The 13048-nt window shown below is 44.8% G+C and carries 8 protein-coding genes; all 8 read right to left on the bottom strand.

Features of this window, described 5'->3' with window-relative positions:
• Nucleotides 1-3: 3 nt before the first annotated feature.
• The 8 genes from DW182_RS15015 to DW182_RS15050 all read right to left on the bottom strand — a co-directional run bounded on the left by DW182_RS15015 (nt 4) and on the right by DW182_RS15050 (nt 13036).
• The gene (locus DW182_RS15015; protein WP_118296022.1) at nt 4-360 is read right to left on the bottom strand and encodes a hypothetical protein; all 357 of its coding nucleotides are present in this window, start codon (nt 358-360) and stop codon (nt 4-6) included.
• A gap of 94 nt (nt 361-454) precedes the next feature.
• Entirely contained in the window at nt 455-1822 is a 1368-nt protein-coding gene (locus DW182_RS15020) for a sulfatase (protein WP_199678593.1), read from the bottom strand.
• A gap of 19 nt (nt 1823-1841) precedes the next feature.
• Nucleotides 1842-3647 carry a family 43 glycosylhydrolase gene (locus DW182_RS15025; RefSeq protein WP_118296023.1) on the bottom strand — a complete coding sequence of 602 codons (1806 nt, stop codon included), beginning with the start codon at nt 3645-3647 and terminating at the stop codon, nt 1842-1844.
• 30 nt (nt 3648-3677) lie between these two features.
• Entirely contained in the window at nt 3678-5066 is a 1389-nt protein-coding gene (locus tag DW182_RS15030) for a sulfatase (protein WP_118296024.1), read from the bottom strand.
• Between the two features lie 25 nt (nt 5067-5091).
• Nucleotides 5092-7476 carry a DUF2264 domain-containing protein gene (locus DW182_RS15035; RefSeq protein WP_118296025.1) on the bottom strand — a complete coding sequence of 795 codons (2385 nt, stop codon included), beginning with the start codon at nt 7474-7476 and terminating at the stop codon, nt 5092-5094.
• A gap of 521 nt (nt 7477-7997) precedes the next feature.
• Nucleotides 7998-9548: a hypothetical protein gene (locus DW182_RS15040; protein ID WP_118296026.1), complete on the bottom strand. Its 1551-nt coding sequence runs from the start codon at nt 9546-9548 to the stop codon at nt 7998-8000.
• 20 nt (nt 9549-9568) lie between these two features.
• On the bottom strand, nt 9569-11389 hold the full coding sequence (locus tag DW182_RS15045; RefSeq protein WP_118296027.1) for a BACON domain-containing protein: 1821 nt from the start codon (nt 11387-11389) through the stop codon (nt 9569-9571).
• Nucleotides 11390-11431: 42 nt separating this feature from the next.
• Nucleotides 11432-13036, bottom strand: coding sequence for a RagB/SusD family nutrient uptake outer membrane protein (locus tag DW182_RS15050; RefSeq protein ID WP_044532415.1), 1605 nt, complete (start codon nt 13034-13036; stop codon nt 11432-11434).
• Between the last annotated feature and the right edge of the window lie 12 nt (nt 13037-13048).

Here is a 13048-nt window from a genome sequence, read left to right on the forward strand (position 1 = left end):
AAACTATTCCAAATATAGCGTCTCCACCTCCGTCACATTATCATGGAACCACTCATCGAGTTTAGCTTCCACCTTATCTTTAATCTGGGGAGTGATATATTTCTTTACCTTTTTATAAGCATAGACAGCAGCAAAACCTTTACCTACCATAAAGAGTTGTCCCAGAACATCCTCTATACTGGTAGGGAAGACAATGGCTACCAAAGCAAGCATTATATTGGTGCGCTCACTATCGGGGGTCGTATTAGCAGTCATTACATAATAGGCTGTAAGCACAGGACGACCTGTAGCACGGCCTGCTTTCTTTATATACTCTTCTACTTTTGTACGGATATCATCCATAGATAAATTTGCTTTCATAACTCTTCTGTTTTTTATTTATCTATTAGACGCAGAAAGAGAATCACAGGTTGCAAAAAAACATATCTTTTTTCATTAATGATACCCTAAAAGTCTATTTTTTAACTTTTAAAGCCTGGTATAGCAGCATTACTTCCTGTAATTCTTTCACCTTTTCTGGATATTCCAGATGAAGATTATTAGTCTCTCCAATATCCCGTTTTAAATTAAACAACTCAGGCACATCACCTTCCTTAAACTTACTATTTCCCGTTTTAGGCAAATAAACCCAATCTCCTTTACGTATTCCATGCACCTCACCACCTTTTACATAGACATACTCATCACGCAACCGCAAAGAAGGGTTTTTCAAGAATGATGATATATCCACTCCATCAATCTCCTGCCTGAACGATTTGCAACCGGCATAATGCATTATTGTTGGGAATAGGTCAATACTGGCAATTATCGCATCACTGGTTACTCCTGCCGGGATAGTACCCTTCCAACGCAGAATACAAGGTACACGTACCCCGCCTTCATAATACGAGAATTTACCGCCACGTAACGGATCGGCAGAACCGCTATTTTCTTTGTAACCTAACCACGGCCCATTATCAGATGCAAAAATAACCAACGTGCTTTCCGCCAATCCTTGTTGATCCAGATAGTCGAGAAAGCGTCCGACATTCCAACCTATTTCTTCCACAACATCTCCATAAAGCCCACGTTTGCTCTTGCCTCTGAACTGCTCGGATGCAAATAAAGGAATATGGGGCATCGAAGGAGTAATGTAAACAAAGAAAGGTTTCTCTTTATTCTGCCCTACAAACTCAATCGCTTTATCAAAATAACGACGGGTAGTAGTAGACTGATCACAGGGGTATTCTATGATTTCATCTCCTTCAAACAAAGGAGATACACTATTGAGTCTCTTTTTTATCGTCGCTCTGTTGGGAGCATTTCTCACAAAGTCCTGATCCGCTTTAGCTTCAGACAGAGTATATCCTTCTCTAAACACAGCATTAGACGCAAATTTTTGAGAAGGGCCGATATACATATCGTTACTATAAAGAATACCGAAGTATTTATCAAACCCCTGATCTGTGGGTAGATGACCTTTCAAGTCACCTAGATGCCATTTACCGAAACAACCTGTTGCATAATCTTGTTCTTTCAATGCTTCTGCCAAGGTTATCTCTTCGGAAGGCATACCTTCGGATTCCGGAAAGAATACTCCTTTCACTCCATTCCGGGTATTCAGCCGTCCCGTTAAAAGGCCCGCACGTGAGGCACTGGAGACAGAAGCAGATACATAGAAGTCTGTCAGTTTTAGTCCTTCCCTTGCCATCCCATCTATTGACGGGGTTTGTATCAACGGCGATCCGTAGCAACCAAGGTCCTGATATCCCTGATCATCGGTAAAGATGATAACAACATTAGGCTTGTGCTGAGCTTGCATAAGCCCAGCACAAGTCAACATAGGGAGAAGAACCAAAGTCCTACTCCGAAATAACATTACCTTCCGTAATTCCACTGTCATTATAGGTATCCACACGATAATAATACTTCACGCCTTTAGTGAGAATATGCAGCAAAAGTTCAGTGGTTTCATTTCCCTTCACCTGAATACATTGATTCAGAAAGTCGGGTTGATAACCAAAGCGAACCAAATAACCGTCGGCACCGAATGCTTTATTCCAGGCAATCGAGGCGTATCTTCCATCTTCCTGGTTTCTTTTCACAGAAAGTTCTTTCACCTGTCCGGGCTTATCCGAATAACCGGAACCGAATACCCGCAAATCCAACAGTGCAAATTTACCTTCTTTGGGAGTATGTACATTCTCCACCTTCATATAAGAAGCTTCTACAGGTTTGGAGAGTTCCAGATATTCATGAGGAACCGCTGTTTTGTTTCCGGACTTATCAGCAAGCAACTTCCAGGTATGCCCATCGTTCGAAGTATATAGTTTGTAGGCATGATAGTCTGTCTCTTTGGGAGCCTCCGGATTTATATCCTGTTCGGCAAAGTTGATCTGAACAGAGTTAATCTGCACTTTCTTACCAAAGTTCATTACGAAATGCTCACCTGCATTACCGCTTTCTGCCGACCACCACGTCCTGACATTCTCATCCGCTGCTTTCTCCGGTTCAAAACCCGAAAGCGAAGAAGAAGCCATACAAGCTTTATTGAAAGACTGGAGCATCCAGCCGAAAGCAGAGATGTCCTGCGGCTCAAACTTCTTCTGAGGCAATAGCATCGGATAATCACCCAATACGGTATGAGTTCTCATCCGCCCTTTCGCATCAAATGATACTGGGAACAATCCGATTCTTCTTTCAAATTCATCGTGGTTACCAATCCACATGGAAGTTGCCTGCCACCAGTTACCATACTTATCTTTGAATACACAACTATGGCCTGCCCCACCAATAAAACCACCGACCTTCAACGAAACAGGATTGTAAGGCTGTTCAATAAAGCCTCCATTCGCGCTATCACTCTCCATAACGATATCGCAATACCAGTTACAAATGGTTCCCGGCGTGGCATATTGCAGGTAATACTTATCATTGTTCTTCACAATCCAGGCACCCTCAGGGCAAGGTATCTTCTGGAACTTACCCATCCAGGCAGAAGCGTCGATTTCATCATACAGTTCTCTGCGCCCGAAGTGATAACCGGAAGTGCACTCTTTAACGTCCGTAATATATTCACGAAGCACCTTCTTCGTACCTTCTATTTCCTCAAAAGTCTCAGGATTCACTTCAAAGAAAGTAGTAGATTGTTCTGCACCCAGCCCATAATAGAAATAAAAGCGCCCATCATCAATGAACAGACAGGGATCGGCCATACATCGTACCTCCCCGCATTTTTCCCATTTTCCATTTTCCGGGTCAGCAGAGCGAATCACGTCTACTTTCTTTTTGGAACGGTCGCGGGTAAAGTTTATAAAATAGACATAATTATCATCCGCAGATACAGCAGGTGCCACATAATGATCAATATCAAGGGCAGATACATGTATCTCCGGATTAAAATAGACATCCTTCCATGTAATCAAGTCGTCGGATACACGATAACCGCCGATATCCATTGTAGTAAAAAGATAATATTTGTCTTTGAACAATACGATTACCGGATCGGCAGCCGTACGGGCTTTCTTCTCTCTCTTCTGAAAACATCCCCAACCGTAATCCAAATTCATCGGATTACAAAACGTTGTCTGCTGTTCCGTTAGCTGTTTGTTCTCCGCACAGGAGAAGAGAAAAAAAGACACCAATAAAAGGGATAATTTATTTTTCATGCCAATACTGAGATTAATAGAGTTTCCGGCTTATTTCTCTGCCGGAAGCTGTTCTGTTATTTTTTTAATTTCCTTCATCAATAAACCGTGCAAGCGTTCTTTCTCTGCTACATAAGCCGGATCAGCAACTTTATCGGACATTTCGCCAGGATCAGCCAGAATATCCATCAAAGACGCTTCCTTATCTCCACGCGTAAAGGCTGTATACTTATAACGTCCGTCATTAATCTGATAGCCTGAACTAGACTCTACGATAATATATTCACGGTCAATCTTATCCGTTTGCCCGGTCAGAACCGGTTTCAGTGACTTACCGGACAAGTTCTCCGGTACGGGAATTCCTGCCAGATCGCATAACGTAGGTACCAGATCAATTCCGCTAGTCAAGCTTTTTGAGTCTACAACTCCTTTCTTCACTCCCGGACCGGAAATAATAAGCGGTGTACGGGTAGCTTCTTCAAGCAAGCGACTTTTAAAAACAAGGCCATGAGACTGTCCCATTTCTCCATGATCTGAAGTAAAGACAACAATCGTATGATCTGCCAGACCGGAGTTTTCCAACGCAGCCAGGATACGTCCGATCTGTTGTTCCACATCTTCTACAAGCCGGCAATACATCCAACGATAGAAATCCCACTGCTCTTCTGTCCAGTCACGGGAACCGGAACCGATTGCTTTCATTTCGGCATACGTCCCGTTGGGTTCCACATTGGCAGGTACGGGAGGTATCTGTGCACGATATTCTTCATCACTTAGTGTTTTACGCAAATCTATATACTTCTGCGTAGCAGCTATCTGATGAGGGCGCAGCTCATCGGGAAATCTCGGATCAAAACCTGCCCCATAACAAATATCATGAGGATTCATGAAAGAGAGATATAGGAAAAAAGGTTCATCCTGAGCCGGATTATAGCCAGCAAGAAAGTTCTCGGCAAAATCGGCAGGACCCTCGTAATAATCCGTACCATTCTGGGTAAAACCATACTCCTCCATGTGAGTCCTTCCACAATAAAAGCCCGGATAACCGGAATAGACTGTCTGATAGCCGGCATTACGGAAAAAATTTCCAACCGAACTTTCACGGGCAGCCGGCAAGACTCTTAAAGTATCCGGCTTAGTAGAGTTATTTGTATAACCTATTTCGCCGGCATAACGTCCTGTTACCATTGCAAAACGTGACGGCATCGATACCGGATTTGCACAATAATTATGTTCAAACCGGACACCGTTCTCAGCCAAACGATCTAATGAAGGAGTACTGACATAGCGATTGCCTGCACAACTCAGCATATCATACCTCTGCTGGTCGGTCATGATGAAAAGGACATTCAGCTTCTTTTCTTCAGCTTTCTGCACACAAGAGGAAGCAAACAATGAAATGCCACATCCATACAACACGACATTTGCGAATTTCTTCATAAGCAATTCTTCTTAGAATTCATCCTTATTTCTTCAAGGCCTTGTCCACATTCAAATCGACGCCTGCCCATCCCTTCTTGCAAGTCCAGTCTGCTGCAGGCGAAGCCCAAAACTCATCTGCTTCCGGCAAACCAAGGGCTACGAACACAGCAGAGCACAAGTAGAGGCTACCTGTTGAAATATAACTCTCTCCAATATGAGGCTGATAGCCAGCAAAGCCCACCCGCAGCCATCCTTCGGGGTTGAATGTTCCGGGAGCTTGTGTCTGCCGATTGATAATTGCTGTCAGTGCACATCTCACTTGTGCAGGTTTCACTCTTTCCGGAAGCAATTTCCGGTAAGCAACGTCGGACAAAGCATGGAAAGCCCCGAAACGGTAAGCCAATGAACGACCCACTATCGGAAAAGTCCCTTCGGGAGAAATCATTCTTTCCTGTTGCTCTGCATAGCGGGCATAGCGTTCGAGTTCAAGTTCGTAAGGTATGGCACCTTCTATCTGGTGTTTCTTCATCACACCCAGCACTTCCGCCATCATCGGGTGGATAACGAAACTGTTGTAATAGTCCAGATGGAAATCGGCCCCGTCACCGTACCAGCCATCTCCTTTATACCACTGTTCAAAGCGGTCACAGGCATATTTCACCCGGTCATACTCCCACTCGCCGGTAAATTCCTTTAAGGCAGCCTCCACCATTGCCGAGAAAAACAGCCAATTGGTTTCGGAAGGTTTTATCACTCTTGATGATTTGAGTTCCTTGATTACCCGTTCCTGAGTGGTCTTATCCAGTTTATCCCACAGTTGTGTACGGGCTCTCAACAGCCCGTGAGCCAGGAAAGCGGCATCCACTAAGGGTTGACGTCCGTTATTGAAGTTCAGGTAGTCGGGCGATTCCGGATCAACTCCATTGGCAATCGACTTTAACGCCAGATCGATGTACCGGGCACGCAGTTTACCTTCTATCGTATTGTCGGGACCTAGTTCCAGCCAAGCCGAAATACCTGTAATCAGTCTGCCTAAAGCTTCCAGATGTGTCACTTCTCTTCTTTTCTGCATATCAGCAGCGATAGATTCAACCGGCATATTTTTACGAAGTTCACCTTTCGCCATATTCGTCAGCAACGGATAGGAGATACGATGGAGTGAACTCAACCAGGCAGAACGATCCGGATTTTCAGAGAAAGCCGTAATCGTCTCAACTACCGGACGCCCTTCCAACAAATTCTTATAGCGAAGCAAAGCCTCTACAAAATAATAATCGGCATACGTCAATGGAGCATCTATCTCATACTGCTTTGCCATGAAACCAGTGCAATGCTTGATGATAAAATGATTGTTATCGCCTACTTTCCTGGCACGATAGGCCGGAGAAGCCAACGACTTTATTTGCTGTTCACCTATTGCAAGGAATTGCTTGCCCAGTTCGCCTTCTACATAAGTACTCAGCTCCACATAAGCCGAAGCCATAATGGCACCGGCCGAAGCATCTCTATCGGCTTTCGGAATGTCGGGAGCATCAAAGTCCCAGTAAGGGATTTTATCTTTAGGCAAACGCGGGTGGTTCATAATATACTTACCGATTTTAATAGCATGGTCCAGATACTCTTTCTTACCCGTTTGTCGGTACATCATAGTAAATCCATATAATCCCCATGCCTGACCACGCGACCAAGCAGATTGATCACCCACGCCCTGGTGTGTCACTTGGTTCAGCACCTTTCCTGTAATCGTATCATAACTAACCACGTGGAATGAACTGCCATCCGGACGGAAATGATTGATCATTGTACGGTCGGCATGAGACTTTGCTTTATTATAGTAAGAATTATCTCCCGTCATGGATGAGGCTACCGTAAAAAGTTCCAGATTCATCATGTTATCAATGATTACGGAGAACTGCCATTTCTTGCTGTTCCACGAGCGAGTGCAACCCGTCACCGGATGGAAGCGGGTGGATAAGGATTTGGCCGCAGTCTCTATCACTTCCCTGTAAGCTTCATTACGGGTAAGGCGGTAGCCATTGCCGAAACTGCAATTGATGATAAAGCCAACATCGTGATTGCTGGTCGTATACTTCTGCTTTTCTACACGCGAAGTCATTTCTTCGGCGGCTGCCCTCACCTGCGGATCATTGCTATACTCATAACAATACCATAACGTACCGGGATAGAAACCACTTGTCCACCAACCGGAATCGCAGGTAATCATCTCTCCATCCTTCGCCGTTCTGGGCAATATGCCTTTCTGGTCTTTCATCTCACCGAACATGGACATTGACTGTCTGACAGAGAAGTCGAGCGCATCCTCAACAACCTTTTTCATACCTTTTGTCACTGCCGATGCCGAAGAGGCGAATCCTGCCAACAGAACCAAACCTATAACTAAAACTTTATTTCCGTTTCTCATCATCATCCTTTTAAAGGTTTATACTTATTATTTTATTTCTTATAATACCTGAATTTCCTATTTGTCTTTACAAAAAGAGAGGGAAACAGGCTTTTGCCTTACAACGCATTTTATCCGGAAAAACCAAACAGACTGTCAATGCCTCTTGGGTTTGAATATAAATGCGGAATATTGCATAATATACACCCGTTATACATATTCTATGTACAGGAACTCTATATTCTGCAGATTGCATCTATAGTTCTGACGTATCAGATATATAGTTCCAACGCGTCAGATATATAGTTCCTGCACATTAGGTATATAGTTTCTGTACCAAAGAAGCATACATTCTGCAAAAGCCTTATAGTCAAAGAGCCCGAACAAGCTATTTCCCGCTTTTTAGAGTTGTACGTATTTATATATCCAACTCATAATCTGACAAATATAGATTTTCATTCGCGAATTTGCAAGCCTCCTCTCCCCGGGCTGCGAAGCAGAGACTCCCGGGGCTTTAGAAATGCAAAATGTCAATCTGATAAATCTGTTTATTTATCAAAATACTCAATAAGGTTGTAAACATTGTAATTCACTTCCTTCATGAACTTACTCAGATAGGGGTACATCTCGTAATAGTTGTCATACACCCCTTTATTAGCGGGCTTACTGCTATTATCCGTACCATCATCATCCTGATACTTGAACCAATGCCAGCCGACACAGTTCTTGGCTTCCAACAAACCCAAAGTGAAATGCTGGTATGCGTACGCCCTGTCATTCTGAGTGGGAACAGAGAATCCGGCACCCGACTGGTTGTTCAGGTCAGAATCTTCCACACCCTTTGTATAAAACTCAGTAACCATAAAGGGAGCATCCGCCCAATCTTCGCCCCACTGCTTCACATAGGTAGTCAACTCCGGACTCCAACGGCTATAGTAATTGATAGAGATGATATCACAATACTTGCCCGCAGCAGCCACCACATGTTGCAGATATTTCGGTGTTCCATGCAGACGGGTTCCCAGATACATCATTCCCGGATCAATCCTCTTGATGGCTTCCTTAACTCCCTTGTAATAGAGTTCGGCCAACCTGCCGGCAAACTCACTATTCAGGTTATCGGTCACACTTGTTGCATTCTTCTCTTCCATAAACTTCTTAGCTTCCAGATAAGCGATATCCGTCCGGTCTGTCAGTTTCAGAAAACGGTCCAGAATTCTTGAATTCTGTGAAGAGAAATTTATCTCATTGTCCGAAAAGAATCCCAATACATTTGCATCATTCAAATAAGACGCCATGGCCGAACGGATATAAGATTTACAGAAGTCCGCCCAATCACTGTACAACACAAGCCCCAATTCATTATCAGAAGTATTTCCAGGATAGGCATGCCCATTCTGCGATCTGAACTGGCTGAGGAAGCCAAACGAAGGTGCAAGAGTCATAGGTGCATTGGGATTACTTTGATTATGCGCCTGAATTTTACTATATGTATTGGTACAAAAAGCACCGGTGCCATGAAAGCCGATAGAGGCCAGTTCTGCCTGCGTCTTCGATAACCACATATTATCATTGCCAAAACGCTTGTTCCAAGCTTCCTTATTACGCGAAGAAGAACCATACCTGAGGGAAGTCACACTTCTTTCATAGTGAGGATATCCCTCGGGATCGATAATCCACCAACGACCGTTGACTTTCTTCACATAAAAGCGTCCTGTGGCTTGTTGCTTGGCACCTGTGGTAAGGCTACCATATTTATTGGTGATAGCCTTGTAGTCACTTTCTGTTTTTATGCTTGGCTTATACTCGCCCATATAAGCCACGATGCGGGTATTTGCTTCAGTCCAACTGGCAACCGGTGGAAACTGGCTCGAATACTTCACTTTGATCGGACGATACGGTTTACCCAGAAGTGAAGGACTGTAAGCCTGCATTTCTCCGGGAGTCGGCAACCCCTCTATAATTTCATCGTCGTCACCTTCGTCCAGAACAACGTCCGGCGGCATGAAGTTAGGATCTTTCACTTCATAGTCTACACATGAAGTCAACATAAACAGACACGCAAAGGATGCCGTTATATAAAATGATTTTATTTTCATGATATTTGCCTTTAAAGATTTTATTTGGAAACACTTCTCACACAACGAACATAACGCGCACTTCCGGTCTTGGCATTATTGGTACTGACATATTTACCAAAACGTATATAACAAGCTTTCTTACCGTCAGTAGTCTCCGTACTTGCCCAATAACTGTCACCGTTTTCCGTATCCCCCATTGTATTCAGGAGAATGCCGCCATGATCGGTGAAGACCTTATCGAATGCAGCACGTGCAGCCTGTTCTTCCGCCGGAAGCTGACTGGGAAGCAAACTTGAACTATGATTTCCGTTGTAGGCATCATACAAGGCTATCAGCTCGTCTCTTGCCGGCCAATACCAACCTTCTCCTCTCTCCTTGCAATATTGTATAGCCGGAATATCCGCTGCATGTTCACTCTGCGCTATAGTCTGCGTATTGGCATATCCATTTTCACCGTCCGTTACCCCAAAACCTTCTGCAAAACCGTTCGTCCACTTCAGGCTCTCTCGTTTCAAAGATACGATCTTGGCTTTGGAAGGATCTGCCGGGTCCACCCAGAACACAATACCGCCTTCAGCAAGTTCCGTATCCCCATCTTTCGTCACATACTCGCCTATCTTGAAAGGTTCCACAGCTATAGCTTTCTGCTGGCTTACGGTAATGGTAGCCGTAGCCTGACCTTCACCGGAACCGGCTACGACGGTCACAGTCGCCGTACGCGAACCATCCGTGGTATTCTCCGACAAAGCGATGAATGTAATCTTGTTTTCTGCCTTGCTTACAGAAAGCCATGTGGAGCCATCACCTTCAATGGTTACCGTATATGAACTCTTATTCGTAGTTACGGTAGACTCTGCCGTGGCACCGGCTTCACTGGTCAGTCCAACCTGGGTAGGGGTAACGGTCAGTGTCGCAGGTTCTTCGGGGAATTTATAGTTACCTATCACTTTCATGGCACGTACGAAGCGGCTTGTACCTGTCTTGGCACCAAAGTCAAATCCATACTTACCGAAGCGGACGTATCTTGCTTTCTGACCATCTTCACTTTCCGTACTTGCCCAGTAGCTTTCACCATTGCCCGTATCAGCCGCTGCATTTATAACAGCTCCACCCAAATCGGTCAGGTACTGGTCGAACATGGCACGGGCCGCTTTTTCCGTATCGCTGATATTGGCAGGCACTGCATTGGTGAATGCCGGATCTTCATGCCCGATACCATTGTATGCGTCAAACAAATCGAGCAATTCATTGGATGCCGGTAAATACCAACCCTCTCCCAATGCTGTACACAAGGCGGCAGCATCATTAGGGCCTGCATTTACAAACAGGGCTGTATTCGCCGGGCCGTCTACTGCTGACAGAGCACCATGTGGCATGATAGATGCTTCATACGGATTGCCGCCCCAACGTTCCAGTGAGATAGCCTTTCCGGATTCCGGATCAGACGGGTCAACCCAGAATATCATACCGAGTCCGTCTTCTGTCACTTGTCCCACTTTCAATGCCTTCTCTTCCGAAGCATCTTTATCTGATTGAGTCACTGTTACGTCTACAGAGAACTCTCCGGAAACCAGCTTCACGACAGTCGAACGCGGTTCACCTGTTTCATTGGCAGCCGTAGCTTTATAAATGGCACGTTTCGGATTCACATCTACCGAGAGCCAGTCTGCCGTATACTCGGCGGTAACCTCACCCTCCGTCGTATAAATAAGAGCCGTTACAGAAGAACCTTCATTCTTCGATATGTTTATAGTGGTTTGGTCATAATTAAATTCCGGCATGATACGCACTTCCCCACGCTCTTTACATGAAATCAGTATCATACTCAAAATCAATGAAACCAGAGTTAGTTTTTTCATATTATGATTCTGTTTTTAATTTATAATTTAAAGTCAACTCTCCTATTTCCACGGATCGCTCTGCGGGAAGTTTTCTGCTCCCATCAGGTCTATCTGCTTCTGTGGTATAGGCCATATTTCGTGTTTGCCTTTCACGAAGTAATCACGACACAAGGCATAATCGGTATCCAGATACGGGTCTTCCGACTTCAAGTCGCCCGAGTGTTCACGAGCCCGGTCGTAGAGAAGTCCAAGACGTTTCAGCAATGGCCAGCGTACTCCTTCGAAATGCAGCTCACGGGCATATTCATCCAGAATCATATCAAGGGTAAGCGGACCGTTCTCACGAGCATTACCTGCCCTGCTCCACGTCTTGTTATAGTATTCGATGGCTTCGGAACTCGAACCGCCGTCGCGATGGAAGTAAGCCTCACAACACATCAGGTAGGTCTCTGCCAAACGGTAAACGATCAGGTCTTTGAAACTGGAAGTCCTGTCAGGCTGTGTAGCATTGGTCCATTGGTCAAAATGCTTCTTTGACATCGGATGCAGTTTCTCCAAATATCCGGCGGAACTGCCATACAAATCGGCTGGTATCTCTTTGCCATAATTGGCATTAGTGGGATCATTGTAATAGAACTTGTGGATAAAGAGCTTTTCATAGCGGGTATCCTTTTCCTTATCATACAGACCGAATAAGTAAGTATTCGGATAAACACGTCCCCAACCGTAACCACCCTGGGCTGCTTCAAAGGTACATCCGGCATTAGACTGATAGCGGGTAGTGGTAATAATGGCAAGACGGTGTCCCATCAATGGAGTACCGCTTCCGCCACCTCCCAGGTTCTCTGAGAATTGGTAGGACCACAGCACTTCGGAGTTACGCAGGTCCGCCCCGCTGAAAACATCTTCCGTCTTCGGCATCATGGAGTACATCGTGCCATCCCTGAAGATATCCTCACACTCTTTTATTGCTTTATCATAGTCCTTTTCCCACATGGCTACCTGCGCTCTCACATGTTTGGCAACCGCCTTAGTGATACGGCCATAGTCCTTATTCGGAATGTCCCAGGCAAGAGTGGCTATTGCATCTTCCAGGTCACCTTTAATCTGAGTGAATATTTCCTCCGTAGATGCCGGTTTATAGTCACGCACCAGATTATCTACCGTAGTAGGAAGTGTATTCAGATAGAGACGTTCAAAACGTTTCCATAGCTCAAAGTATGCATGCCCGCGGAAGAACTTAGCCTCAGCCCATGCTTTATGGACAACTTCGTCATCAAGCCCCAAGTTCTCGGCGCTTACAATGATTTCATTGGCTTTACCAATAATGGAATAATGGTGTGTCCAGAATGATTCGACATCGCTATTGTTAGGCAACAGCGTATTGAGACGGGCAATAGCTGCACTGGTTCCGGCACGGAATACCATGATGTCCGTATTATAGTCGCACATATTTACAACGTACAGGTTACCTCCATCTCCATTGGCTATCTGTCTCTCCATATTGTATAATCCTATCACGGCGCGGCTCAGACCATCGGGAGTACTTATCAGATAGTTGTAAGTGATGTCTGTCTTCGATTCAGGATTAAGAAAGTCTTCACAGGAAGGCAACGTCGCAATTGCTGCAATTGCTAAAGCTGCTATATATAATCTTTTCTTCATTTTTTCGGTCTT

Source organism: Bacteroides sp. AM16-24 (genome assembly GCF_003471885.1).
Lineage (GTDB): Bacteria > Bacteroidota > Bacteroidia > Bacteroidales > Bacteroidaceae > Bacteroides.